The sequence below is a fragment of the Acidovorax sp. genome (assembly GCF_046314175.1).
Lineage (GTDB): Bacteria > Pseudomonadota > Gammaproteobacteria > Burkholderiales > Burkholderiaceae_C > Acidovorax.
In genome coordinates this window covers 1-24,916 of the sequence record NZ_JBKBXG010000078.1, presented here as the reverse complement: position 1 = coordinate 24,916, position 24,916 = coordinate 1, and the positions used below count along the sequence as shown (strand labels likewise).

Genomic DNA, 24,916 nt, shown 5'->3' with positions numbered 1-24,916 from the left:
CGTGCACAACCTCAGCGGGCTTTGCGCTGAAAGTAGTAGTCATGAGTTTTCTCTTCAAAAGAGGGTTTGGCGGGTCCTTTTCCACGGTCGGTGCTTCTCTGAAGGAAGCCTCTTAGGTGGCAGAAAATCTTCGCCGCGGGACCACAAAAGCGCTGCGAAGCCCTCGATTATACGAATTAGTCCTGCTTCAACGCAAGCCAGCATCTGCTGACGCCCTGGAGCGCGTCTTCCAGGCTCAGTTGGGAGTCTGCCGGCGGCGCTGCTCTTCCGCTTCGTAGCGCTTGCGGTTTTCCACGCAAATGGGCTGCCCGGCCTGCGATGGCTTTTGGCACTCTTGGTGGATGCACATGGGGCGCGCCAGGAAATTGGCCTCGGCGCAAACCTCTTGCGGTGGAGGAATACGCACCGGGGCAGGCCTGGGCCTGGGCGCAACCACGACCGGTGGAGGCTCTGGCGGTGGCTCCTCTTGCACCACTATCGGGGTCGAGACGGGCTCCACCACCTTTTTGGGCGCCACGCGCGGCACGGGCTTGGGCGCAGGCGCCGCTGCGGCAGCGGCTGTTATGTCTGCAGTTACCACGGTTTCGCTGGCGGCTGAAGCCGGCAGTTCTGACATCGAAGCACTTGCGCTGGCATCCTCCAAGGCCGCATCTGCGGCGACTACCGGTGCGGGCGGCTCCGCCATCTCCGTGATGATGTCATCTTTGGGTTCTGACACCTGCTGCGCCCAGCGCACGCCTGCGGCGGCAATCACGACGGCAAAGGCCCCCACTACCAGCCAGACCACAGGCGAGCGCCGAAGTGACTTGGCTGCCTTCGCTGGCTTGCCAGTGTCCCGATCGCCGTGCGCAGCCCGACGATCGGCCGACACTTGCTGGCGCCCTCCTGGCTCCTTGCGCACAGCGGGCAGCACAACGTCGTAACGGGAGTCTTCTTGCGCTACCGTGTCGCCCCCGTCGAGAAAAACCGTATCCCGTGGATCAATCATCACGGTGTCTGGCCCACCCTGATCCGCAGCGTGATCTTGCGCATCGGCTTCTGCCAAGTCACTGGCTGTAGCGCGCTGCGCTTGCGCCTGAATCTCGGCCACCATTTGGGCGGCAGACGTGACATCAACCGTAGGGGTGAGCAGGCCAGGGCCAGGCTGGTCGGCGGGTTCGACCCAGATGTCACCAAGGTCCGCGCGAAAATCAAAAAGCTGAACCCCGTCCGGCGGAGAGGTCATCTCCATGGCCTGCAAAAACGCGTCAATGCTCTGCGGCCGGTCCTCTGGACGCAACGACAGCGATTGCGCGATGGCCGCCACAAACGGCGCGGAGTACTCCACCCCGAACTGGCGCTTCACGGTTTTGGCAACACGCGGAAAGGAAACCATGCGGTCCCGGATGGAGCGCAACGTGGCAGGCAGCGGGGTGTCGTTGCACAGGCAGCCGTGCACAACGGCCGCAAGAGAATACAAATCGCTCCACGGCCCCTGGCGCAATTCCTCGTCACCATCGGAATACTGCTCTATGGGCGCGTAATTCACCTTGAGAACGGCCGTATGTTTGCGATCCTGATCGTTGATAGCATGCCGCGCCGCCCCCAGGTCCAGCAACACCGGGGGGCCGTTGTCCTGCAAGAAGATGTTGTCGGGCGAAATATCACGGTGCAGAGTCTTGCCGTCATGCAACACCCTCAGGGCACCGAGCACCGTCCACAGCAGCTTGCGCAACCAGATTTCCGGCGGCGGAGTGCGCATCTGCGCGCGCGCCTGCTTTAACGTCATGCCGACATAGAGCGGCATCACCATGTATGCGGTGTTGTTGGCCTCCCAGAAGCGGAACACCTTGACCAGCGAGGGATGGTCAAACTGCGCCAGGAGACGCGCCTCGTCCACAAAAGATGCCAAACCGGTCTGGAAGGTCTGTTGATCTGACGAAGACCGCACCCAAAGTGACTGCCCCTGCGCACGGCCCGCCAGCGCCGAGGGCATGTACTCCTTGATCGCCACAGCGCGATGCAGCGAGTGGTCAAACGCCTTGTAGACCATGCCAAAACCGCCAACGCCCAGCAGCGACAGGATTTCGAACTCCGCAAGCCGGGTGCCAGGGGGCAGCGCATCCACGTGGCTGACACCGCTGACTGGGGCTTGGCTGGGACTATCGGTCATGGTGAGAAAACGAGGCGGGCAGGCTTGGACGGATTAAAAATGCGGCGGGGGACCGCGCAAATGGCCAAAAAAATGGACACCCTCGCGATCATGCTTTATGGCAGTTCGGACATCAGAAACAAAAAGCATCCTGTCTGCCAAATACGTCACAGCCTAGCCGAACAACCGCCGATTGTGCCGTGGCGCGTGAGGGTACACCACCCGCGATCATGACAAAACCGCATCCGATCATGCCAAGTGGCCAAGCCACGAAGGGCTCAGCGGCACCCCATCGTCCAGTGCAGACACCACACTCGTTACCATAGGGCCATGTTCAGTTACCGCCACGCCTTCCACGCAGGCAACCATGCCGATGTGCTCAAACACACGGTTTTGATCGCCGCCTTGCAACACCTTACAGAGAAAGACGCAGCCCTGACCGTGCTGGACACCCACGCGGGTGCGGGGCTGTACCGTCTGGATGGCGACTACGCAAGCACCAGCGGAGAGGCCGTTGACGGCATCGTTCGCCTCTTCGCGGCTTCAACGCCGACGCTGACCCCTGCGCTGCAGGCCTACGTGGAGATGGTGCGCGCCTTCAACCAGGGGAACGCTTTGCGCGTGTATCCCGGCTCCCCTTTCATCATCCACCGCCTGCTGCGTGACCACGACAAGCTCAAACTGTTTGAACTGCACCCTACCGACTTGCGTGCGCTGGCTGGCAATGTCGCTCAACTGGAGGCGGGTCGCCAAATCGCCGTTCTGCACGAAGACGGTTTTGAAGGCATCAAGAAATTTCTGCCTCCACCGGCCCGCCGCGCTCTGGTGCTGTGCGATCCCAGCTATGAAATCAAGAGCGACTATTCCAAGGTGCTCGACATGGCGGCCGACTCGCTCAAACGCTTTGCCACCGGCACCTACGCATTCTGGTACCCAATCATTCCACGCCCCGAGGCGCACGACCTGCCTCGCCGCCTCAAGACCTTGGCGACCAAGGCAGGCAAAAGCTGGTTGCACGCCACGCTGACGGTCAAGAACAGCAAACTCACCGAAAACGCTGCGGGCGACATCAAACGCCCGGGCCTTCCGGCAAGCGGCATGTTTCTGATCAATCCTCCGTACACGCTGAAAGCGGCATTGAAAGATGCACTGCCGCAAATGGCTGAGCTGCTGGCACAGGACAAACACGCAACCCACACGCTGGAATCGGGGGGATAGTCCACACCTCGCCCTCGTGGACGAGGGCGACCTGAAGGCGACTGCGGGCCGACCACGTTGCCTCAGTCGTCTTTGTCTTTGCAGGTAGATTGACCGTTGGTCAAGGGTACGACATCCACGGGTTTGAGCCCCAGTCCATGCAAACCGAGTTCAATTGCGGCTGCGCGGCTCAAGTCCACCACACGACCGGGCACGCGCGGCCCACGATCATTCACGCGAACAACCACGCCACGGCCCGTGATCTGGCTTCGCACACAAATGAGTGTGCCAAACGCCAGCGTGCGGTGGGCAGCCGTCATTGCAAACATATCGAACCGCTCCCCACTCGCCGTCTTGCGGCGGTGAAACCCGGGCCCGTACCACGATGCCAGCCCGGTCTCCGCGGACACAGGGGGATCGATTTCTACAACCTCCTGCGGGTCATTGGGCAGGGCAGGCTGCGGGAATCGCAACCCGCTACCAACAACCTCCTGCTCCCAAAAAGCCTCAGGCGCATCCGCTGGCTCCGCGGCATGCGACGCCGAGATCAGTAGCGCAAACCCGATCGACGAACGAAGCCAGCGCCAGGGCTCAGCGCTTGCAACGGGCCAGGAACGCCTCTTCAAATCGCCGAAGGTCATTCTTTTCCCCATCTGTCAGGTCTGTTCTAGCTTTCTTGTTTCCGAGGATCCTTCGCGACTCTGCGCATTGCTGGGCGGTACGCGCTTCTTCAGCCCTTGAGGCCTCTGCGGCCAATTGCGACTCTTTTTCAGACTCCCTGCGCTCCTTGTCCCTGGCTCTGCGCTCGCTGGAGAGACGTGATTGGGCATCCTGCTCCTGCTCGCGGCAATCTCTGCGGTATTCGCGGCGCATGCCTTCAAGCACATCGGCTTTAATGCCCCGGGAATAGCCCGACCGCATGTTCTCGTCCAGCGTCCTGCACCGCGAACTCATGTACTGGTGGTGGTCCGGCATCTCCGACGAAGATCGCACCGGCGCATTGTCATAACGGGGCGCCGAATACTGCGCGGGCGCTGGCGCAGCCACTGCGGCTGTCGTCCTGGCCCCCTCGGGGCACGGCCGGGACAAACTGAACGTGTTTCCACGGTCATCCCGACAGTGATAGCGGATTTGCGCCTGCACATCCACCCCCCAGCAGCCCAAGGCCAGCAATAACGCAACGCCTCCAAGTTTCATGGCAACCTCATCCCTCAGCTAATTTTGGAAGGGCTCAATGGTAGCCAATGGAGGCACTGGTCAAATCCCCAGTCGACGGCAAATCTCGAGCGTCGCCACACTCTGGTTCATGGTGTAGAAGTGCAGCGCGGGCACGCCGGCGCTGCGCAACTGGTCGCACAGGTCTGTTACCACGTCCAGGCCGAAGGACTTGATGCTGGCGGTGTCATCGCCGAACGATTGCAATCGCAACCGGATCCAACGCGGTATCTCCGCCCCACAGGCATCCGAGAAACGCATCAACTGCGTGGAGCTGGAAATCGGCATGATCCCCGGCACCACGGGCACATCGGCACCCAGTCGCTGTGCGTCTTCCACAAAGCGGAAGTACGCGTCGCTGTTGTAGAAGTACTGCGTGATGGCGGCATCCGCGCCCGCCTGCACCTTGGCAACATAGGCTTTCAGGTCCGCGTCGGGGGACTTGGCCTGCGGGTGCACCTCGGGGTATGCCGCCACCTCGATCTGAAAGTCGCTGCCCGTTTCAGCGCGGATAAAAGCCACCAGATCGCTGGCGTAGTGAAACTCGCCCCCCGCGCCGTAGCCGCTGGGGAGGTCGCCCCGCAGAGCCACCAGGCGCTTCACGCCCATGGCTTTGAGGGTGACCAGCTGCTCGCGCACCGACTGGCGCGTGGCACCGATGCAAGAGAAGTGCGACGCCGCACTCACGCCCTCGGCCAGGATCTCACGCACGGTGCCAAAGGTGCCCTCTTGCGTGGAACCACCAGCCCCATAGGTGACGGAACAAAAGTCCGGGTGCAGTGCGTACAACTGCTGACGCACCGCGCGCAGCTTGTCGGCGCCCTCGGGCGTCTTGGGGGGAAAAAACTCGAAACTCACCGGGAACCCGGTGCCTTGTGCGCTGGCAGCAGTCATGTTGCCCTCCTCGCATGAACAAAAAATTCTCGGTTGCCGTCACCACCCTGAATAGCGCTGTCGAGCCACGCCTTGACCACAAGGCCCTGCTCGGCGCAGCAATCGCGAATGCGCTTTTCAACCACCGCGTACAGCGACTCATCGCGCACGATGCCGCCCTTGCCCACCTGCCCCGGCTGCAGTTCAAACTGCGGTTTGACCAGCATCAGCAGGTCGCCACCTTCCGCGAGAAGCGGCACCAGCGCGGGCAGAACCAGCGTGAGCGAGATGAACGACAGGTCGCCCGTCACCACATCAAAAAGCGGCGTGATGTCGGTGTCCGCACGGTCGGGGCGGCGGCGGCGCTCGACCGGCAGCGTGCCCTGCGCGCGCGCTTTGGCCAGCGCCGCGCGCTCGGACTTGAAATGCTCGATGTCCTTGTCTTTGGCGTCGTCGCTGTCGTCGTACTCCTCGTCCACCTCGCCGCCGTTGCGCATCCAGCTGTAGGGCGCCTCGGGCTGGGTGTCGTTGTCTTCTTCGACCTCGATGACTTCAGACAGCGCCAGGTCACAGGCCAGCTCCAGCGCCTGGGGTGTGAGCGAACGTGCGTTCACACCCTCCACGCACACCACGCGCGCGTCGCTGCGCAAGCGGTCGTGCAACTGGTCGTGACCGACGTCCACGCCGATCACCTGGGCGGCGCCCTGCTGCAGCAGGCAATCGGTAAAGCCGCCAGTGCTCTGCCCCACATCCAGACAGCGCAAGCCTTTGACCGACACGCCTGTCGACTGCAAAGCGCCTTCCAGCTTGAGCCCACCGCGCGAGATGTATTTGGCCTCGGCATCGTCCAGAAGTTGCGCCTCGGCGATCGACGGAATATCGTCACCGTTCTTGACCACCTTCTGCCAGGGCGCGAGCGGCGACAGCCGCCACTCCACGCCCGCCGCAATCAACCGTTGCGCCTGTGAGCGCGTGGCCGCATGCCCACGCTCCACCAAAAAGACATCTGCGCGCATGGCATCCATCCAAAATATAAGTAAAAAATGCCTCTAGCGCTTATCCATAAAGCGCTACCAGCTATAAATAGATGAGCAATTCAGCACCAATACCGAAACTCACCTATTGCCCGTCTACTGCGTGATCCACAGGTTCATGCCACCGCGGCACCGGCACTGCCGGGCCGCGAGTACGCATTTGCCTGCAGGACGCGCCTGGAGCAGACGTCAATAGCGGTAGGAGTCGGCCTTGTAAGGCCCTTGCTTGGACACGCCAATGTAGTTGGCTTGCTCGTCCGTGAGTTCGGTCAGCATGGCGCCCACCTTCTTGAGGTGCAGGCGTGCCACTTTCTCATCGAGGTGCTTGGGCAACACATAGACCTTGCCGGCTTCGTACTGGTCCTGCTTGGTGAACAGCTCGATCTGCGCAATGGTCTGGTTGGCAAAGCTGGAGCTCATCACAAAGCTGGGGTGGCCGGTGGCGCAACCTAGGTTCACCAGGCGGCCCTTGGCCAGCAGCGTGATCTTCTTGCCATCGGGGAAGATGACGTGATCGACCTGGGGCTTGATCTCGTCCCACTGCAGCTTCTCCAGAGAAGCCACATCGATCTCGTTGTCAAAGTGACCGATGTTGCAGACGATGGCTTCGTCCTTCATGGCGGCCATGTGCTCGTAGCGGATCACGTTCTTGTTGCCGGTGGCCGACACGAAGATGTCGCACTTGTCGGCAGCGTACTCCATCGTCACGACCTTGTAGCCTTCCATCGCGGCCTGCAGGGCGTTGATGGGGTCGATCTCGGTGACCCACACCTGGGCGCTCAGGGCGCGCAGGGCCTGGGCCGAGCCCTTGCCCACGTCGCCGTAACCGGCCACGCAGGCGACCTTGCCGGCGATCATCACATCGGTGGCGCGCTTGATGGAATCCACCAGCGACTCGCGGCAACCGTACAGGTTGTCGAACTTGCTCTTGGTCACCGAATCGTTCACGTTGATGGCACGGAACATCAGGCTGCCCTTGGCGGCCATTTCGTTCAGGCGCAGCACGCCCGTGGTGGTTTCTTCGGTCACGCCAATGATGTGGGCGCTCTTGCGGCTGTACCAGGTCGGGTCCACGGCCAGCTTGGCCTTGATGGCGTTGAACAGGCAGATTTCTTCTTCGCTGGTGGGGTTGGCGATCAGCGAGGCGTCCTTTTCGGCACGCTTGCCCAGGTGCATGAGCAGCGTAGCGTCGCCGCCATCGTCCAAGATCATGTTGGGGCCTTCGCCTTCGGTACCAGCGGCGCCAAAGTCAAAAATGCGGTGGGTGTAGTCCCAGTATTCGGCCAGGGTTTCACCCTTGATAGCGAACACGGGCGTACCAGCGGCAGCGATCGCAGCCGCGGCGTGGTCTTGTGTGGAAAAGATGTTGCACGAGGCCCAGCGCACTTGGGCGCCCAGGGCTTGCAGCGTTTCGATCAGCACGGCGGTCTGGATCGTCATATGCAGGCTGCCGGTGATGCGCGCACCTTTGAGGGCCTGCTTGGCCGCGAATTCCTCGCGGATGGCCATCAGGCCGGGCATCTCTGTTTCAGCGATGCGGATTTCTTTGCGACCCCAAGGGGCCAGGCCGATGTCGGCAATGATGCAGTCGGTGTTGACCGGGGCGTTGACGCGTGCGTTCATGATGGTTTCTTGCTCCAAAGCATGTTGAAAAACCACTGGTCGCGGGCGTGAGCGGATGTAAAAAAGCTCACCACACGAGAAGTGGATGAGCGTCGTTGCTAGATGACTCCGAGCCTCACGCCCCGCATGTGCTGGGGACGCTGCAACGCTCCTCGGATCGGCGGATTATAAAAGCAAGTGCCCAGAAGCGCCACGCCCCAAGAAACCACGATATGCATTTGACGGAACGGTAAAATCCCGCACCGCCCACCTGCGACGCTTGCAGGCACAGGCCGACCGATTCCCGCGCAAGGCGATCCGCCCCACGCCCACCCCATTCAGGAACCCTTGTGTCCTACGCCCCAGAAACACGGCGCCGCCGCACCTTTGCCATCATTTCCCACCCTGACGCCGGTAAAACGACGCTGACAGAAAAGCTGCTGCTGTTCTCGGGTGCGATCCAGATCGCGGGTGCCGTCAAGGGCCGCAAGGCCAGCCGCCACGCCACGTCCGACTGGATGGAGATTGAAAAGCAGCGCGGCATCTCGGTGGCCTCCAGCGTGATGCAGATGGAGTACCGCGACCACGTGGTCAATCTGCTCGACACCCCAGGTCACAAAGACTTCAGCGAGGACACCTACCGGGTGCTGACGGCTGTTGACTCTGCGCTGATGGTCATCGACGCCGCCAACGGTGTGGAAGCACAGACCCGTCGCCTCATTGAGGTCTGCCGCCAGCGCGACACACCCATCATCACATTCGTCAACAAGATGGACCGCGAGGTTCGCGACCCGCTGGACATTCTGGACGAAGTGGAGCGCGAACTGGGCATGCCCTGCTGCCCCATCACCTGGCCCGTAGGCCAGGGCAAAAGCTTCGGCGGCATCATCAACCTGCGCACGCAAAGCATGACGGTGTTCACCCCCGGCAGCGATCGCGGCCCCAAAGACTTTGAGGTAGTGCCGCTGACCGAGTCCGACCGGCTGCGCAAGCGCTTCGGCCAAAGCTTTGACGATGCGCTGGAGAGCATGGAGCTGGCGGTGGGAGCCTCCGCACCATGGAGCCACGAAGACTTTCTGGCGGGCAAACTCACGCCCGTGTTCTTCGGCTCAGGCGTCAACAACTTCGGTGTGATGGAGGTGCTGGACGCGGTGGTTGACATGTCGCCCCCGCCCGGCCCACGCATCAGCACGCTGCAGGTGAACAAGCAGCCAGTGGTCAAAACCATCCAGCCCGAAGATGAAGGCTTTGCCGGCGTGGTGTTCAAGGTGCAGGCCAACATGGACGCGAACCACCGCGACCGCATCGCCTTTGTGCGCGTGGCCTCGGGCAGATACATGCCGGGCATGAAGCTCAAGGTGCAACGCACCTCCAAAGAACTGCGCCCCACCAGCGTGGTCACCTTCATGTCACAGCGCCGCGAGGCTGTCGAAGAAGCCTACGCGGGCGACATCATCGGCTTCACCACGCACGGCGGCGTGCAGCTGGGCGACACCATCACCGATGGCGCCAACCTGCAGTTCACGGGCCTGCCATTCTTCGCGCCCGAAATGTTCATGACCGTAGTGCTCAAGAACCCGCTGCGCACCAAGCAACTGCAGCAGGGCCTCGCCCAGCTGGGTGAAGAAGGCGCCATCCAGGTCTTCAAGCCCGATGCTGGTGGCAATATGCTGCTGGGTGCTGTGGGTCAGCTGCAATTTGAAGTGGTGCAGCATCGCTTGAAGGCTGAGTACGACGCCGACGTGCGGCTGGAGGGCTGCCAGTACACCGGAGCGCGGTGGATCACGGCGGACAACGCGGCCGATCTGCGTGCGTTTACGGACGCGTATCCGTTGCGCTTGGCACACGATGCGGCGGATACGCTGGCTTATCTGTGCACGTCACCGTATGACGTGAGGTTAGCGCAGGAGCGGTTTCCGAAGATTCACTTTCATCCGCTGCGGGAGCATGCGGGGTTGGCGTTGCAGGCAAGTGCTTAATCAATTGATGCAACATCCAGCATCTACCCTGAGCACTTGTGTAAAAACCAGGCGGCCCTTTGCTGCATTTTTTACGCTATTGGTCCTTGCATACGGATGCTGGCTGATCGTGTTCTGGCCAGGGGTATTGGGCCAAGACAGCCTGGCAATCCTGCTAGAAATCCAAAAACCCGATAGCTTCCACTCAGGGAAGCCGGCATTTTGGTATTACTTCGTGCGGCTTTTCTATCAACCCACTCAGCTGACAGAAGCGCCTATCGCAGCCATCATGGTGCTGTGCGCGCTCATCTTTGCCCGCATCCTCGCATGGTGCTGGGCGCAGCGCCTGCAAAAAACAGTGTGGTTTGCGGTGGTCTTTATATGCTTGGCACCGCATACCGTTTACTTCATAGGCACCTTGTATCCCGATGGCATTTACTCCGTCGCTGTGGCGGGGCTGATGTTCGAGGTGTGGCTGGGAACTCGCGATCGCAAACTGAGCCCCACAGCCTTGGCCATGGTCGCTTTAACGCTGCCGTTTGCGGCGTTCGCAAGGCCGAACGGATTTATTTTCCTGCTGCCCGTCTCCATCCTCATCTTCATGGTGGATCGCGCGAGTCGACGCTGGTTGGGGCTCGTTCTGCTGGCTTGGTGTGTGCTGGTTTTGGTGGGGTCACGCATGCATAAAACTTCAAGCCATGGCGCCGTTTATCCATTGGCGATCTATGAGACCGTGAACTTTTTGCAGCCACGCCCCATGAATCTATGGACGGCGGAGCCCCGCCTACTCGCGCAAACAATAGAGACACTGCAAAGACACCGCCCTATCGAAAACTACCTGAGCCACTACGACCCCGACTACTGGGACCCATTGCAATTCAAGGAAGATGGCCCCCGCGTTATGACGCTACCCAGACAAGACCAAAAAACGGTGGTGCGTGATTTCTTCACATACAACCTGTGGCACAACTTCCCCGACTTCCTGGGGAGCCGCGTCAACATATTCTTCGTGGCAGCGCTCGCACAAGGGGGGCTTCCGGGCTACGAATACTCACAGTACATCATTCCTCAGATTGAAACAAAATCCATGTATCGACTCTTCCAGCTTCAGAAGGCAGAGAGGGTACTGATGAAAAGCTACAGCTACAGCTTTACATACCGATGGCTGCTCTGGACTCCGTTCCTCGGCATCGCTCTGCTGCTGTGGGTATTTGTCGAAGGACTTAAAAGACGCAACGCAGCACTGCTCATTGTGTCGATCCCCATGGGCGTGCAATTGGGCGCCATCTTCATCTTCTCTATTGCGGGTGAATATCGCTATCTGCTGCCTTTCTTTACTGTGTCCATAGCACTACTGCCCGTCGTAGCGATGCACCGAACGGACCCATCGCCTCATTCCGCCACCATCTAGTTGATACAGTTCCAAGGCCGCTTCTCCCTACGGCACATAAATAGTGCGGGGCTACCGCACACGCCTTACCCGCATCACCCATTGCCCCCCTACGCAGCGAACGCCATGAACACCGCACCCGGCTCTCGCCTCAAGGCATCACGTACCTTTCTACTGATGCTTGGGCTGCTGGTAACCGCCTATGGCCTATGGCTGGCCGTGTTCTGGCCCGGCGTACTGGGCGAGGACAGTGTTGCAATCCTGCTTGAAGTGCAGGACCCCGCTGCCTTCCGGTCAGGCAAAACTGTGCTGTGGTACTACTTCGTTCGATTGTTCTACCAGGGCACAGCGCGGGTGGAAGCTCCGGTGGCAATGGCCCTGCTGGTATGCGCCATCATGCTCGCTCGAATGCTGGCGTGGTATTGGGAAAACCGCCTTTACAAGACCATGGCCTTCGCTCTGCTGGCCATCTGCCTTGCACCACACATGGTGTATTTCATGGGCACGCTGTACCCCGATGGCCTGTTTGCGATCGCTGTGGCTAGTCTGCTTTTCGAACTCTGGCTGGCGGTTACGCGGCGTTCCATAACCGGAGCCTCCCTGGCCACGATTGCACTTGCCCTTCCTTTCGCTGTTTTCGTGCGCCCCAATGGCTTAGTGTTCCTCATCCCAGCTCTCCTAGCTGCCGTCTGGGTTGATCGCAACAGCCGACGCTGGCTATTGCTGGTCATCGGGACATGGTGCGTAGTCATTCTCATAGGCACCCGTTGGCACAAAACATCGACACAAGAAACGATGTATCCGCTCGCGGTATTTGAAACAGCAGGCTTTCTGCAAACGCGTGCGATGAACGACCTATGGAAGCAGTTTCCACATATGAACGATCCATGGGTGCTGGCAGAGCCCAAGGTGTCCCCGCGCACCATTGAGGCCCTGACCCGCAACCGCCCGCTCACCCCCCTCCAGGCTTACCGCGATCCTGCCTACTGGGACATGCTGGTATTTCACCCCGATGGCCCTCAGTTGGGCAGCCTTTCGCCAGAGGACAAGGCAACCGTCGTGCGTGAATTCCTCACCCACAACCTCTGGCACAACCTGCCGGACTTCGTGGCGAGCCGGGTGAATGTCTTCCTGGCGGCGGCGTTGGCGCAGGGCGGATTCCCTGCATTGGCCTATGCAACCAACGTACTACCACGGGTTCACTCGCAATCCACCTATCGCCGCTTTCACTGGGAGACGGCAGAGCATGCCCTGCAACGCATCCACGCTTGGAGCTACGCCTGGCGCTGGCTCCTATGGACGCCATGGCTCGGTCTTGCGTTGCTCGCCTGGGGCCTAGTGCATGGCATGCGTGCCCGGCATGCGCCGCTGTTGTTGATTTCGATACCCATGGCGCTGCAGTTGGGCGCTATCTTCGTATTCTCTATCGCAGGAGAGTATCGCTATTTGCTCCCGTTCTTTACGCTGCCTTTGGTGCTCTTGCCAGCGCTAAGCACCACAACTCCACTGGCCCACACAGACAACCAACGGCCAACTATTTGATCGCTCCACATGTCCGCGTTTCTCACCTCCATGACCCTGCTATGCGTACTGGGCATTTCCATTGGCCAGTTGATGTTCAAGAAGGCTGCCCTGCGTCTGCCCGCTGAAGCGGGCCTGCACGACTGGATCTTCAATGGCTGGCTGATTTCAGCCTTGGCGCTGTATGGCTTCACTACCCTTCTCTGGATCTGGGTGCTGCGCAGCGCACCGCTGCACCTAGCCTACCCGCTCATGGGACTGGCTTTTATCATCGTGCCCGCGCTGGGCTGGCTGTTTCTGGGTGAACCCCTGCACCTGCAGACATTGGGTGGAGGGCTGCTGATTCTGGCGGGCATCGCACTCACAGCGAGGGCCGCATGACAAAACCGCACATGAAGATTGCTGTTGCCATCCCCTGCTACAAAGTCACGCAGCATGTGCTTGATGTGATCCGAACGGTGCCAGCGTCCGTCACGCGCATTTACGCTGTAGACGATGCCTGCCCAGACAACAGCGGCGCCTTCATCATGCAGCACTGCAAGGATCAGCGCGTGCAGGTGCTCTTCAATCCGCAGAACCAAGGAGTAGGGGGCGCGGTGGTAACGGCCTACCAGCAAGCGCTGGTCGACGGCATGGACATCGTCGTCAAGGTCGACGGGGATGGACAGATGAACCCGAAGTTGCTGCCTCTGTTTGTGCATCCGATTTTGTCTGGGCAAGCGGACTACACCAAGGGCAATCGTTTCTTCCGACCCGAGTCAGTGCGAGGCATGCCACCCGTGCGCTTGGTGGGAAATGCATTGCTTTCCTTTCTCACCAAACTCAGCTGCGGCTACTGGTCCATCATGGACCCCACTAATGGCTACACGGCCGTACACACAAGCGTGTTGCGGGAGTTGCCGCTGGACAAGCTCGAAAAGCGCTATTTCTTTGAGACCGACATGCTGTTCCGTCTCAACACGATTCGCGCAGTAGTGCGCGACGTGCCCATGGACTCGGTATACGCCGACGAGCAGTCCAACCTCAAGATCAGCCGTGTACTGCCCGAGTTTCTGAAAAAGCACCTGTCGCGCCTTGGACGTCGCTACGTGTACAACTACCTCGTGCGCGACTTCAACGTTGGTTCGGTTTATAGCCTTTGCGGCAGCCTACTGGTGTTCGTCGGCGGGGCATTCGGTGTGTGGCATTGGGCCCACAGCAATGCAAGCCATCTTCCGGCCACAAGTGGCACCGTCATGCTCGCCGCCATGCCGATCTTGGTCGGCATCCAGCTGTTGATTGCATTCCTGCACCATGACGTCAGCAACGTGCCCAGCGACCCCCTGCAAATCTCCCTGCGGGAACACATTGACGATCTGGAAGAAGCGCAACCCTGAGGCTGGTCGACACTGAAGGCACCGCCTCTGATCGCCTGCGCTCCTCACACGCCATACGCCCGGCATAGAGCCCTGCGAGGTCGTATGGCAGCACGCCCCCCAACCGACTGCACCGAATCACATGGCTCCATACAGAACTCAACTCCCCACCCTACCCCACACCATTGCCCTACTGTGCACCTTGTGCTTGGCCCTGCCCTCTACGGCCCAGATGCCTGCCCCGCGAAAGCCCCTGGTGGTTGCACCCGTCATCGAAGGCCTCCAGATGTGCGACGAGGCAGAACGCGACAAGCGAATCACCAACGCCAATGAGGCTGAGTCACGTTGCAGACAGCTCAAGGCCCCTGGTTCAGCTGCGCTGAATCGGGTGCTCGACACCTTGGAGCCAGGCGGTCCGAAAGGCCAGGTGCAAGTAGGTTTCACCGCTACATTGCAATTGCTTGGCGTTTACCACCGCACAGCGAAGGGATGGGAGATCGACGAAACGCAAGTGGACGATTTTCTGCGTCTCGTCACCCAGGTCCGTCGGCCTGTGGTGATTTACCTTGCCGCAGATCACTTCGATTCTTTTGGCCCCCTCACTCGCGAGTTGCAGAAAGATCCGCAAAACCTCATGCAACTGCGCGATGGCAAGCCGCTCGACCTCAACTACTTCGGTTACCCGGTCATCCCATACACACTGCAGACGGACGCAAGCATTCCGGTCAACCGGTACAGGTACAGGGCACTGCAATACGTAGCCAAGAAGATTCTGGCCTTACCCCGTGAGGTGCAGGAACGCATCATCGCCATCAACTTGATGGGCGAACTGCACCACATGTTCCCGGACTTCTCCAACGGAATGGGCGCCTACAAAGACATCCAGGTCACGGACTACAACCCGGCATCAGTTGCGGGCTTTCGCGCATGGCTGGAGAAACGCCACACCAGCATAGTCCGGTTCAATGCGCTCACCGGCATGGCGTTCACGTCTTTCAAAGAAGTACCAGCCCCTGCACGGAATATTCGCAAAGAAAAGCTATCGAACTTCGGCGAACACTACGATGCTTTCGCCGATGGCACGCTTGCGCTGTCTGGTTGGTTGTGGGACCCTCAGCAAAAAATTCAGCAGTTGGATCTATACGTGGATGGTCGCCACATCGGCCCTGTGCCGCAGGGCTTCAACCGACTGGATGTGTACCGCGCCGTGGAATCCATCACGAGCCCTAGCGTTGGGTTCCGATATGACTTCGATTACACCGCGCTGGCACCGGGTTGGCACTACGCCCAGATCGTGGCTAAGTCTGCAGGCATACGGTACAAATTGGCCTCTGTGGAGTTCGCGGTAATTGCCAGGGACCAGTCCAAGACATCAGACAGCAGGGCGCCTACGCTAGCCTCACTACCGGATGTCCAGAAGCTACCCGGTGTGCGAGCGTGGCTGGACCTCCCCCAAGCGAAGCAAGACGTCTACTTCAATCCAGTGGCGAGGGAGTGGAACCTCTACCGCCAATGGCAGGTACAGAGCCTGCTAACCCAATTCCACAACTTGGCCCTGCGTGCCGGGTTACCGGCAGACAAGCTCTATTCACACCAGATCATGCCGCGGGTGAACTCTTCCTGGAACCCGCAGCTTTTCGCCGCCGACGAGACCCTGCTTGGCACCATGCCATGGAAGCAGGGAATCAACATGTATGGAGGCGCGACGAATGGCCCCTGGATGCGCGACTATCTAAAGCAGCAGCAGATCACCGGCTATGGGGTTCCAGAATTTAATCCGCAGCAGTGGAAATCCAAGGGAGTGCATCTAGCAGCCATGAAAGCGCAATACGAGCAAGGGGCGCGCTTCATCAGTCCTTACTACATCTCGCTCATCCCAGACAGATTCAGAGGCCGTGAGTTCGCCATCAATCGCATGGAGTTGCGGCCTGAAAACAAGCAGGATGGAGCCGACCAGTTTTACCGCGCCATCATCGAGTTCGCAAAACGCTAAGACTCCGCTATCAAAATGACAGCTGCAACTCCACACTGGCCAACATTGCACGAACGCCTCCAATCGATTGCACAGTGGTCACCGCCCGAATCGCCAATAGGCATCCTCACCGACATCGACGACACCCTCACCACAGATGGCGCCATAACGCCCAGTGCCCTGAATGCCATCGCGGAGCTCCAAGCAGCGGGGCTGCATGTCATACCGGTCACAGGGCGCCCCGTGGGCTGGAGTGAACCGTTTGCAGCCACTTGGCCGGTGGATGCCATCGTGGCAGAAAACGGCGCGGTGGGGTTGTTGCGACGGAGCACCGAAGCACAGCGCCCCAGCTCTCCGCGTCCTGCTGGGAAGCGCGAATATCCATCAAAAATATATCAACAGGATGCCGCCACCCGGGCCGCCAACTACTCGCGCATGCAGGACACGCTTGAGCTAATCGAATCAGAGGTCCCCGGTGCCCGCCGCGCCACCGACTCACCCGGCCGCGAGTGCGATATCGCCATCGACCACAGCGAGTTCACCACCCTGCCCCAGACTGCCATCGACCATTGCGTGCAGATCATGCGTGCGGCGGGCATGAATGCCACGGTCAGCAGCATCCACATCAATGGCTGGTTTGGCTCTCATAACAAACTGGAGGGGGCACGCTGGATCGTGCGCGAGCTGTTCGGGCGCGATCTCGATGCCGAGATTGATCGCTGGGTCTACGTGGGTGACTCGACCAACGACCAGATCATGTTCGAGCACTTCCCCCACAGCATCGGCGTGGCCAACATCGCCCGCTTTGTGCCCCAGCTCACGCACCTTCCGCGCTATGTAACGCAGGGAGAGCGGGGCGCGGGATTTGCCGAGGTGGCGCAGGCGATTCTGAATAAAAACAGCTGCTAGCGCTTATCCGATAAGCGCCAGCAGCTATGCATTACGTAGCACCCCATGGCGGAGGGGCTACGAACGCGCCGCGTCACTGCGGCTTCGCCAGCCCCAGCTTCTCCACCAGCGCCTTCTCGCGCGTAAACGTGTCTTGCGCAAACTTCTGGTACGCCGCAGTGCTCATGTACATGGGCACCATGTCATACCGGCCCAGCGCGGTCCGGTAGCTTTCCTGCTCCATGGCCTGCTTGAAGGCGTCATGCAGGCGCTTGACCACCGCTTCAGGCGTGCCCTTGGGGGCGCCGATGCCAAACGGCGAGTTCTGCACCAGGTCCAGACCCAGCTCCTTGAGCGTGGGGGCATCGGGGAATTTGGCCAAGCGCTCGGCGCCCCAGGTGTTGAGCACGCGCAGCTTGCCAGCCTCGACCTGTGGGGCAAAGCCGGTGGAATCGGCAGCTGCCATGATCTGCCCGCCCAGGATGGACTGCATGAGGTCGGCGCTGCCCTTGTAGGGCACGTGCAGCAGTTCCAGGCCCAATTGCTGGGCGATCAGTTCCATGGTCAGGTGCGGGCTGGTCATGGTGCCGGTGGAGCCGTAGCTGAGCTTGCCGGGGTTTGCCTTGGCCCAGGCCACGAAGTCGGCCCAGGTCTTAAACGGTGAATCAGCAGGCACGACCAGACCAAACGCGTAGCCCGTGACGTTGAGCACGTAACTGATGTCCTTGACCGGGTCCCAGTTGATTTTGGTGGTGTATGGCAAACGGAACACGCCCAGAGGGATCTGGGCGACGGTGTAGCCATCGGGTTGTGCAGTCTGCAGGGCCTGGGCGGGCAAGGTGCCACCGGCACCGGGCTTGTTCTCGACAATGACCGGCTGGCCGAGTATCTTGCTGGCGTTGTCAGCGAGCGAGCGCATGGTGATGTCGGTAGGGCCGCCTGCGGGGAAGGCGATGACCAGCTTGATGGGCTTGCTCGGAAAGCTCTGGGCCTGGGCCATGAACGCGGGCGCGGCGAGGCTGGCGGCTCCCCATTGAATGATGTGACGACGTTGCATGGCGGGCTCCTGAAACAGCAAAGACAAAAACTCATCCATTGGACTTCAGCACGGTGCAGTGCAGCATGCAGGAAACCCCCTATGACCTGTCGCCAAGGCGCCAGCAAAGTCGACCCGTCGGTTGCCGGGCATGCACCCGGAGACCCCTCCAGCGGGAAGCTCACACCTTGTAGGTCGACAACAAAATGCTGGTCTCGGTATTGGCAATACCGGGCGTAAGGCGGATGCGCCCCAGCGCAGCGTCAAATGCCTCCAGGCTTTCGGCGCGCACCTCGGCCACGATGTCCCAGCGGCCATTGGTGCTGTGCAGCGTGCCCACCATGGGTTCGCCGCGCAGGGTGCGGATTACTTCCGGCGCGGCATTCCCCTCCACAGCAATACTCATCCACGCGCGGATGCGCTGGGGTTCCGAGTCGGGCCGCAGACGGACGGTGTAGCCCACGATGACGCCGCTCTCTTCCATCTTGCGCAGGCGGTTTTGCACGGTGCCGCGCGACACGCGCAGCTTTTGCGCCAGCGCCGACACCGGGGTGCGGGCGTCGGCGCGCAGGATGCTCAATATTTCTCGGTCGGTGTCGTCCAGCTGGGGCATGGGGGGTCCTGAAACTGGCATATTGCCAATCCACGGCGCATTTTGACCGGCTTGACTCCCTGTGGATGCGCGAGCGAGCATGGGTGACAGACGCTCCCCGACTCCACGCCAAACATCGCTACAGTGAGGCATCGTCACAAAAAATCCAAGCCAAAAAAGGCTGTAGCGCTTGATACGCAAGCGCTACCAGCTATCTAATCAATAGCATTTTTGTCGAAACTGTCATGCGGGGGAACCACAGGCGCCGTCTGCAGCCGCGCATCGCACCCCACGCCCGACGCGATCCAGCGGCGGGCCAGCGCCGACATCGCCCGCACGGCCCAGGGGTGGGTCAGGCCCGTTACGCCTGCCGGGTCGGCCACCATGCCGCACCAGTAACGCTGGTCGGCGTCGCTCCAGCGCAAGGCAACGCAGGCACCGGTCCGCCGCCGCGACACCACCACCCCCAGCGGACAAGGCTCGGCCAGGCAGCACAGGCCACAGCCGTTGCACGGCGCACCCTCAGAGGGCTTTGCGGGCGCCTCGGGGTGCAGCCACACAACGGTGGAGGTGGGGGGTTGAGGGGATGGCACGGACAGCGGCGGTTACTGAGGAAGACAGGCGCACCCATGCTACGGCAAGTGCAACCGCGGCACCACACAAGCCAAGGCCCTGCACCCCGCTGACCCAGGTCAATGCAGGTAACAACCCTGCCCCCGCGCTGCGCCACCACTGCAACAATGACCCACCCCGTTGCCTGGTCCTGCCGCCATGAACCCAGCCCCCCACACCCTCGCCACCGTTCAGACGGCGCTGACCAGCCACCGTGTATGGAGCCAGCTGGACGCCGCAACGCTGGAGGCGCTGGCGCCGCTGTGGCAACTGGAGGCCTCGGACGTGGGCACCACACTGCTGCTCCAGGGCCGCCTGCACAGCCGCACCGGGCTGGTGGTGAGCGGCGCGGTCGACCTGCACGACCCCGACCTGGACATGGCCGTACACCTGCTGCCCGGAGACATGTTTGGCTTTGGCGCCACGCCCGCGCAGTACCTGACCACCTGGCAGGCCACTGCCGCATCCGACAGCCACATCGCCTGGCTGGACGCCGACACTGTGGCCGCGCTGTGCCGCGACCATGGCGCGCTGGCGTATTACTTTCCGTCGCTGCCCAGCGCGGGGCAGCCCTCGACCGCGGCTGCTGCGGTGGCCGCGGCGGCGCAGCCCCCCGGCTCCGGCGTGCACCTGAACCTGCTGGGTACGCCCGTGCGCGCGCTCATCAAGCGCGACCCGATCACGCTACCGCCCGACACCACCATCCGCGCTGCCGCGCTTCAGATGCGCGACCTGCGCGTGTCGTCGGTGCTGCTGGTGGAACAAGGCCACCTGTTCGGGCTGGTGACCGACCGCGACCTGCGCAACCGCGTGGTCGCGCAAGGGCTGGACATCGACCGCCCCGTGTCCGACATCGCCACGCTGGCACCCATCACGCTGCAGGCGCAAAGCCCCGCGTTCGAGGCCCTGCTGTTGATGGCGCGGCACAACATCCACCATATCCCGGTGATGGACGGCACGCGCATCGCGGGCATGATCACCGCCACCGACCTGGCCGAACAGCACAGCACCTCGGCCGTGTACCTGGCGGGCGATGTGTACAAACAGACCACGGTGGAGGGCCTGGCCCGCGTCAGTGCCAAGATCAAACCGCTGCAACAGCACCTGGCTGCCGCCGACGCCAGCGCCTACAGCACCGGCCACATCATCACTACCATCACCGACGCGCTGACCACGCGCCTTATTCACCTGGCCGAAGCACAGCTGGGCCCGCCCCCGGTGGACTACGTGTGGGTGGCCGCGGGCTCGCAAGCGCGCAGCGAGCAAACCGCCAAGTCCGACCAGGACAACTGCATGGTGCTGGACGACCGCTACAACGACGCGCAACACGGTGACTACTTCCGTGCCTTCTCGCGCTTTGTGTGCGATGGGCTCGCCGAGTGCGGCTACATCCACTGCCCCGGCGAGATGATGGCCATGACCGACAAATGGCGCCAACCACGTCAGCGCTGGGCGCAGTATTTTCAGCAATGGGTGGACACACCCGACCCCATGGCGCTGATGCTGACCTGCGTGTTCTTTGACCTGCGCGCCATCCATGGCAAAGCCGAGCTGCTCGAATCCCTGCGCACCGAGGTGCTGCAACGCACGCGCGGCAACAGCCTGTTTCTGGCACACATGGTGGGCAATGCGCTCAAGCACCGCCCACCCCTGGGCTTGTTTGGCACCATTGCCCGCATCCGCGGCGGCGAGAACGCGGGCACCATCGACCTCAAGCACAGCGGCATCGTGCCCATCGTGGACCTGGCGCGGGTGTATGCGCTGGCGGGTGGTGTTGCCGCCATCAACACCCACGACCGCCTGGAAGTGGCCTCCGTGGCCGGCGAAGTCAGCCCCCAAAGCGCCCGCGACCTGCGCGACGCCCTGGAGTTTTTGTCTAAGCTGCGCATTGCGCACCAGGCACGCCAGATGGCGCAGGGCGAGGCACCTGACAACTTTTTAGCGCTGGAGGAGTTGTCCAATTTTGAACGCAGCCACCTCAAGGAAGCGTTTTCGGTGGTGCAGACGCTGCAGGGCGTGCTGGGGCAGCGGTACCAGACAGGGCGTTACTGAAAACAACGGCAATGTGAGGGCAACCGCAAAACGCTGCGCAGATCAGGCCGAGCGGAGCAATGGCCCGTAGGGTTGCTCGGCTGTTTGGATGTTCGGTTGTCCAACCCCTGCTGGCTGAGCCTGCGGCGGGGCAAGAAATTCTGGAACTACAAAAACAATAGCTGCCAGCGCTTACTGGATAAGCGCTAGAGCCCAAAAACACCTCAAACTGCGCTGAAATCAGGCTTCCTCTTGGCCATAAACGCCGAGAACGCCTCCCGCGCTGCAGGCTCGCGCAACATGCGCCCAAAGCTCTCGCCCTCCTCCGCCATCACCTCCAGCACCTTCGCCGTCTGCCCACCCTTCATCAACCGCTTGGTTTCGATGAGCGACGACAACGGCTTGGCAGACAGCTTCCTCGCCTGCGCCTGCGCCACGCCATTGCACTCGGTGGGGGGCACCACACGGTTGACGAGGCCCACTTCCAAAGCAGCCTCGGCCATGAAAGGCTCGCCCAGCAACAGCGCCTCAGCAGCGCGGTGGTAGCCCATCATCTGTGGCACCAGCAGGCTCGATGCAGCCTCGGGGCACAGGCCCAGGTTGACGAACGGCATGGAGAACGCGGCGTTGTCACCCGCATAGACCAGGTCGCAATGGAACAGCATCGTCGTGCCAATGCCCACGGCCGGGCCGCAGACTGCAGCGATCACAGGCTTGGGGAAGGTGGCGATGCCGCGCAGAAAGCGGAACACCGGCGAGTCCTGCGTGGCAGGTGGCTGCTGCAGAAAGTCGCCAATGTCATTGCCTGCACTGAAGATGGCCACATCGCCCTGGAACACCACCACGCGCACGCTGGTATCGGCCTTGGCGGCTTCCAATGCATCGGCCATGGCCGAGTACATGTCGCGCGTGATGGAGTTCTTCTTGTCCACGCGGTTGAAGGTGATGGTGGTCACACCGGCTTCGGTGTGGGAGAGGATGTCTTGGGTGCTCATGGTGCTGCTATTCCTTGTAATAAACGATCTGGTGACTGGTGGCCAGCATGGTGCCCGCTTCGTTCCACAGCTGCACGGTCTGGTCAAAGAAACCGTTGCGAAACTCCTGCCCGCGCGCCTGGCCAAGCAGAAAGCCACTGCCCGTGGCCTGTAGCTGCTCTGCCGTGGCATGGAAGTAGACGGTGATCGACACCGTGCCTGCCGGCACATGGCGCGCACGGCGCAGCCACACACGGGGGAAGAACACATCGGCCAGCGCGGCGAGTGCCACAAAGTCGAGCGGCCGGGGCGGCGCGTCGCGCATCCACAGCTGCGTCAGGCTGTGGTCGCCGCTGCCGTCCCAGGTGCGCGGAATCAAGCCGGTGACGGGGCGCATCTCGTACCGGTTGAGCCATTCCACAGCCCCTTGCGGCGCGACGATGGCTTTGTGCTCCACGGGGGGCGGCACCTCGGGCATGGGCATGTCGCCCACGCTCCAGGTCTCGCGGCGCACTGCGGTCACAGCCGTGGCCGTGGTGGTAACCACAGGAGCGCCGTCGGCGCCGACCTGCAGGATCGACAGCGTCCAGTGCTGGGTCGATCGGTTGGTACGCACAGGCGTTGCCTGAACCGTGAAAGCACCAGCGGTCAGAGCGCCCGCGTAGTTGACGGTGAGCGACAGCGGGTCGCCCAGCCGGTCGGGGTGCTGCAGCACGGCCTGCAGCAGCGTGGCGGCGGTGATGCCGCCAAACGGCCCCACCATGTTCCAGTAGCCGGGGTGGGTCTGCCCTTCGTACTGGCCAGTCGCAGCGGACGAGGCCGTCAGTTGCAGCGCTTCATCCAGCGGGTGCATGGAGGACGACGACGAAGGCGAAGAAGTGGAAGCAGAGGACGTCATGCTGCGAGTGTGCCGCGAAACCACCGCGCAGGCCGTCGTACTGGAGACTTCGCAGTAGGGCATGCCGCCGCCCAGGACAGCCGCCGCGCGCGGCACGAGGAGACGGCCTCGTTCACCTGCAATGTTTGCTTGTTCATGTCTGTCTCCTTGTGTCGAAACCGATCTGCGCCGGCCTGCATTCGGAACTACCCCCTGAGCGACTTCGTCGCTTCCCCCTTCTCTCGCGCGATGCGCGGGAAGGGGGACGCCGCCAGCGCCCGCAAGCGCAGCGCCGCCTCCGCGGCTTGGCCGCCCTCGCGCGGCGGCTGCTAGGCTAAGTCGCGCCAGTCTCAACCGCCGCGCACTAGCCCATCACAGCGCTTCAATAATTCCAGCGGCACCCTGCCCTGTGCCCACGCACATCGTGACCATGCCGTACTTCAGCTTGTGCCGACGCAGCGCGTGCACCACGGTCGCTGCACGAATCGCACCAGTGGCCCCCAGCGGATGCCCCAGCGCAATCGCGCCACCCATGGGGTTCACGTTCGCAGGGTTCAGGCCCAGCGTGTTGATCACGGCCAGCGACTGCGCCGCAAACGCTTCGTTCAGCTCGTACCAGCCGATGTCATCGCTCTTCAAGCCCGCATAACGCAAGGCTGCCGGAATGGCTTCGATAGGGCCAATACCCATGATTTCAGGCGGCACGCCACGCGCGGCGTAGCTCACAAAGCGCGCCAGGGGCGTCAGGCCAAACTGCTTCACGGCCTTCTCGCTGGCCACGATGAGGGCACCCGCGCCATCGCTGGTCTGCGAGCTATTGCCCGCCGTGACACTGCCGCGTGCGGCAAACACAGGCCGGAGCTTGGCCAAGCCTTCAAGCGACGTGTCGGGGCGCGGGCCTTCGTCCAGGCTCACGGTGCGGCGCTTTTCCAGCACTTCGCCAGTGGCGAGGTTGGGCGAACGCTCCACGATTTCGAAGGGCGTGATTTCGTCGGTGAACTCACCGGCCTGTTGCGCCTTGATGGCACGCAGGTGGGATTCGAGCGCGAAGGCGTCCTGTGCCTCGCGGCTGATCTTCCACTGCTGGGCGACCTTCTCGGCGGTGAGGCCCATGCCGTAGGCAATACCCACGTTTTCGTCGCGCGCAAAAATTTCTGCGTTGAACGAAGGCTTGTTGCCACCCATGGGCACCAGGCTCATGGACTCGGCGCCACCGGCGATCAGCACGTCGGCCTCGCCCACACGGATGCGGTCGGCGGCCATCTGCAGCGCGGTGATGCCGGATGCGCAGAAGCGGTTCACAGTGACACCGCCCACGGGGTGGTCGAACGCAAGGCCCACGGCAATGCGCGCCATGTTCATGCCCTGCTCGCCTTCGGGGAACGAGCAGCCAATGATGGCGTCTTCAATTGCCTTGGGGTCCAGCGTGGGCACCTGCAGCATGGCGCTCTTGATGGCGGCGACCAGCAGGTCGTCAGGCCGGGTGTTCTTGAAAAAGCCGCGGCCCGAGCGCCCGATGGGGGTGCGCGTGGCAGCAACGATGTAGGCGTCCTGGACTTGTTTTTGAGCCATGGTGTTGACACTCCTTCAATTCTTGGGGGGGCGGCTGGAAGGAATCCAGGCCCACGTAAATACACATTCGACCGGCTCCACACCGG

Annotated in this window: 21 protein-coding genes and 1 riboswitch; of the genes, 9 read left to right on the top strand and 12 right to left on the bottom strand. The window is 61.7% G+C overall.

The window, feature by feature from the left end:
- Positions 1 to 235: 235 nt before the first annotated feature.
- Positions 236 to 2,152 (bottom strand): serine/threonine protein kinase, encoded by a 1,917-nt coding sequence (locus ACK4OE_RS19430; protein WP_409887185.1) that lies wholly within the window; start codon positions 2,150 to 2,152, stop codon positions 236 to 238.
- 309 nt (positions 2,153 to 2,461) lie between these two features.
- Here ACK4OE_RS19430 and ACK4OE_RS19425 point away from each other — a divergent pair, with 309 nt between their 5' ends.
- The gene (locus ACK4OE_RS19425; RefSeq protein WP_409887183.1) at positions 2,462 to 3,349 is read left to right on the top strand and encodes a 23S rRNA (adenine(2030)-N(6))-methyltransferase RlmJ; all 888 of its coding nucleotides are present in this window, start codon (positions 2,462 to 2,464) and stop codon (positions 3,347 to 3,349) included.
- Between the two features lie 62 nt (positions 3,350 to 3,411).
- Here the strand turns inward: ACK4OE_RS19425 and ACK4OE_RS19420 are convergent, their stop codons facing one another.
- The 5 genes from ACK4OE_RS19420 to ahcY all read right to left on the bottom strand — a co-directional run bounded on the left by ACK4OE_RS19420 (position 3,412) and on the right by ahcY (position 8,073).
- Positions 3,412 to 3,738, bottom strand: coding sequence for a septal ring lytic transglycosylase RlpA family protein (locus tag ACK4OE_RS19420; RefSeq protein WP_409887181.1), 327 nt, complete (start codon positions 3,736 to 3,738; stop codon positions 3,412 to 3,414).
- A gap of 181 nt (positions 3,739 to 3,919) precedes the next feature.
- Positions 3,920 to 4,525, bottom strand: coding sequence for a hypothetical protein (locus tag ACK4OE_RS19415; RefSeq protein WP_409887179.1), 606 nt, complete (start codon positions 4,523 to 4,525; stop codon positions 3,920 to 3,922).
- 60 nt (positions 4,526 to 4,585) lie between these two features.
- A complete protein-coding gene (gene metF, locus ACK4OE_RS19410; RefSeq protein WP_409887177.1) occupies positions 4,586 to 5,437 on the bottom strand; it encodes a methylenetetrahydrofolate reductase [NAD(P)H] in 852 nt (283 codons plus the stop codon).
- Positions 5,434 to 6,432, bottom strand: coding sequence for a TlyA family RNA methyltransferase (locus ACK4OE_RS19405; RefSeq protein ID WP_409887175.1), 999 nt, complete (start codon positions 6,430 to 6,432; stop codon positions 5,434 to 5,436). The genes metF and ACK4OE_RS19405 overlap by 4 nt, the downstream gene beginning before the upstream one ends.
- A gap of 207 nt (positions 6,433 to 6,639) precedes the next feature.
- Positions 6,640 to 8,073 carry an adenosylhomocysteinase gene (gene ahcY / locus ACK4OE_RS19400; protein ID WP_409887173.1) on the bottom strand — a complete coding sequence of 478 codons (1,434 nt, stop codon included), beginning with the start codon at positions 8,071 to 8,073 and terminating at the stop codon, positions 6,640 to 6,642.
- A gap of 80 nt (positions 8,074 to 8,153) precedes the next feature.
- Positions 8,154 to 8,233, bottom strand: a riboswitch (S-adenosyl-L-homocysteine riboswitch).
- Between the two features lie 169 nt (positions 8,234 to 8,402).
- On the opposite strand from ahcY, the gene ACK4OE_RS19395 reads away from it, so the two are divergent.
- The 7 genes from ACK4OE_RS19395 to ACK4OE_RS19365 all read left to right on the top strand — a co-directional run bounded on the left by ACK4OE_RS19395 (position 8,403) and on the right by ACK4OE_RS19365 (position 17,157).
- Entirely contained in the window at positions 8,403 to 10,031 is a 1,629-nt protein-coding gene (locus tag ACK4OE_RS19395) for a peptide chain release factor 3 (RefSeq protein WP_409887171.1), read from the top strand.
- A 7-nt stretch (positions 10,032 to 10,038) separates the two neighbouring features.
- Complete coding sequence (locus ACK4OE_RS19390) at positions 10,039 to 11,421, top strand: hypothetical protein (protein ID WP_409887169.1); 1,383 nt, start codon at positions 10,039 to 10,041, stop codon at positions 11,419 to 11,421.
- A 105-nt stretch (positions 11,422 to 11,526) separates the two neighbouring features.
- Positions 11,527 to 12,942 (top strand): hypothetical protein, encoded by a 1,416-nt coding sequence (locus ACK4OE_RS19385; protein ID WP_409887167.1) that lies wholly within the window; start codon positions 11,527 to 11,529, stop codon positions 12,940 to 12,942.
- 9 nt (positions 12,943 to 12,951) lie between these two features.
- A complete protein-coding gene (locus ACK4OE_RS19380) occupies positions 12,952 to 13,302 on the top strand; it encodes an EamA family transporter (protein ID WP_409887165.1) in 351 nt (116 codons plus the stop codon).
- An 11-nt stretch (positions 13,303 to 13,313) separates the two neighbouring features.
- A complete protein-coding gene (locus tag ACK4OE_RS19375; protein WP_409887163.1) occupies positions 13,314 to 14,297 on the top strand; it encodes a glycosyltransferase family 2 protein in 984 nt (327 codons plus the stop codon).
- Positions 14,298 to 14,532: 235 nt separating this feature from the next.
- Positions 14,533 to 16,269: a hypothetical protein gene (locus ACK4OE_RS19370; RefSeq protein WP_409887161.1), complete on the top strand. Its 1,737-nt coding sequence runs from the start codon at positions 14,533 to 14,535 to the stop codon at positions 16,267 to 16,269.
- 15 nt (positions 16,270 to 16,284) lie between these two features.
- Entirely contained in the window at positions 16,285 to 17,157 is an 873-nt protein-coding gene (locus ACK4OE_RS19365) for an HAD-IIB family hydrolase (RefSeq protein WP_409887160.1), read from the top strand.
- 73 nt (positions 17,158 to 17,230) lie between these two features.
- Here the strand turns inward: ACK4OE_RS19365 and ACK4OE_RS19360 are convergent, their stop codons facing one another.
- From ACK4OE_RS19360 to ACK4OE_RS19350, 3 genes are all read right to left on the bottom strand, one after another.
- On the bottom strand, positions 17,231 to 18,193 hold the full coding sequence (locus ACK4OE_RS19360) for a Bug family tripartite tricarboxylate transporter substrate binding protein (protein WP_409887158.1): 963 nt from the start codon (positions 18,191 to 18,193) through the stop codon (positions 17,231 to 17,233).
- Between the two features lie 160 nt (positions 18,194 to 18,353).
- Positions 18,354 to 18,785: an Lrp/AsnC family transcriptional regulator gene (locus ACK4OE_RS19355; RefSeq protein WP_409887156.1), complete on the bottom strand. Its 432-nt coding sequence runs from the start codon at positions 18,783 to 18,785 to the stop codon at positions 18,354 to 18,356.
- Positions 18,786 to 18,979: 194 nt separating this feature from the next.
- Complete coding sequence (locus tag ACK4OE_RS19350) at positions 18,980 to 19,357, bottom strand: hypothetical protein (protein WP_409887154.1); 378 nt, start codon at positions 19,355 to 19,357, stop codon at positions 18,980 to 18,982.
- 178 nt (positions 19,358 to 19,535) lie between these two features.
- Between ACK4OE_RS19350 and ACK4OE_RS19345 the strand changes: the two genes are divergently transcribed.
- Positions 19,536 to 21,428 carry a putative nucleotidyltransferase substrate binding domain-containing protein gene (locus ACK4OE_RS19345; protein ID WP_409887152.1) on the top strand — a complete coding sequence of 631 codons (1,893 nt, stop codon included), beginning with the start codon at positions 19,536 to 19,538 and terminating at the stop codon, positions 21,426 to 21,428.
- A gap of 203 nt (positions 21,429 to 21,631) precedes the next feature.
- Here ACK4OE_RS19345 and ACK4OE_RS19340 read toward each other — a convergent pair whose 3' ends face one another.
- From ACK4OE_RS19340 to ACK4OE_RS19330, 3 genes are all read right to left on the bottom strand, one after another.
- Positions 21,632 to 22,402, bottom strand: coding sequence for an enoyl-CoA hydratase (locus ACK4OE_RS19340; RefSeq protein WP_409887150.1), 771 nt, complete (start codon positions 22,400 to 22,402; stop codon positions 21,632 to 21,634).
- Between the two features lie 7 nt (positions 22,403 to 22,409).
- Positions 22,410 to 23,279 (bottom strand): acyl-CoA thioesterase, encoded by an 870-nt coding sequence (locus ACK4OE_RS19335; RefSeq protein WP_409887148.1) that lies wholly within the window; start codon positions 23,277 to 23,279, stop codon positions 22,410 to 22,412.
- Between the two features lie 351 nt (positions 23,280 to 23,630).
- Positions 23,631 to 24,830, bottom strand: a complete 1,200-nt coding sequence (locus tag ACK4OE_RS19330) for an acetyl-CoA C-acyltransferase (RefSeq protein ID WP_409887147.1) — start codon at positions 24,828 to 24,830, stop codon at positions 23,631 to 23,633.
- Between the last annotated feature and the right edge of the window lie 86 nt (positions 24,831 to 24,916).

Coding starts and splice junctions, on each gene's coding strand:
- ACK4OE_RS19430 (WP_409887185.1), bottom strand. CDS start 2,152: ATGACCGATAGTCCCAGCCAAGCCCCAGTCAGCGGTGTCAGCCACGTG.
- ACK4OE_RS19425 (WP_409887183.1), top strand. CDS start 2,462: ATGTTCAGTTACCGCCACGCCTTCCACGCAGGCAACCATGCCGATGTG.
- ACK4OE_RS19415 (WP_409887179.1), bottom strand. CDS start 4,525: ATGAAACTTGGAGGCGTTGCGTTATTGCTGGCCTTGGGCTGCTGGGGG.
- metF (WP_409887177.1), bottom strand. CDS start 5,437: ATGACTGCTGCCAGCGCACAAGGCACCGGGTTCCCGGTGAGTTTCGAG.
- ACK4OE_RS19405 (WP_409887175.1), bottom strand. CDS start 6,432: ATGCGCGCAGATGTCTTTTTGGTGGAGCGTGGGCATGCGGCCACGCGC.
- ahcY (WP_409887173.1), bottom strand. CDS start 8,073: ATGAACGCACGCGTCAACGCCCCGGTCAACACCGACTGCATCATTGCC.
- ACK4OE_RS19390 (WP_409887169.1), top strand. CDS start 10,039: ATGCAACATCCAGCATCTACCCTGAGCACTTGTGTAAAAACCAGGCGG.
- ACK4OE_RS19385 (WP_409887167.1), top strand. CDS start 11,527: ATGAACACCGCACCCGGCTCTCGCCTCAAGGCATCACGTACCTTTCTA.
- ACK4OE_RS19380 (WP_409887165.1), top strand. CDS start 12,952: ATGTCCGCGTTTCTCACCTCCATGACCCTGCTATGCGTACTGGGCATT.
- ACK4OE_RS19375 (WP_409887163.1), top strand. CDS start 13,314: ATGAAGATTGCTGTTGCCATCCCCTGCTACAAAGTCACGCAGCATGTG.
- ACK4OE_RS19365 (WP_409887160.1), top strand. CDS start 16,285: ATGACAGCTGCAACTCCACACTGGCCAACATTGCACGAACGCCTCCAA.
- ACK4OE_RS19360 (WP_409887158.1), bottom strand. CDS start 18,193: ATGCAACGTCGTCACATCATTCAATGGGGAGCCGCCAGCCTCGCCGCG.
- ACK4OE_RS19355 (WP_409887156.1), bottom strand. CDS start 18,785: ATGCCCCAGCTGGACGACACCGACCGAGAAATATTGAGCATCCTGCGC.
- ACK4OE_RS19345 (WP_409887152.1), top strand. CDS start 19,536: ATGAACCCAGCCCCCCACACCCTCGCCACCGTTCAGACGGCGCTGACC.
- ACK4OE_RS19340 (WP_409887150.1), bottom strand. CDS start 22,402: ATGAGCACCCAAGACATCCTCTCCCACACCGAAGCCGGTGTGACCACC.
- ACK4OE_RS19335 (WP_409887148.1), bottom strand. CDS start 23,279: ATGACGTCCTCTGCTTCCACTTCTTCGCCTTCGTCGTCGTCCTCCATG.
- ACK4OE_RS19330 (WP_409887147.1), bottom strand. CDS start 24,830: ATGGCTCAAAAACAAGTCCAGGACGCCTACATCGTTGCTGCCACGCGC.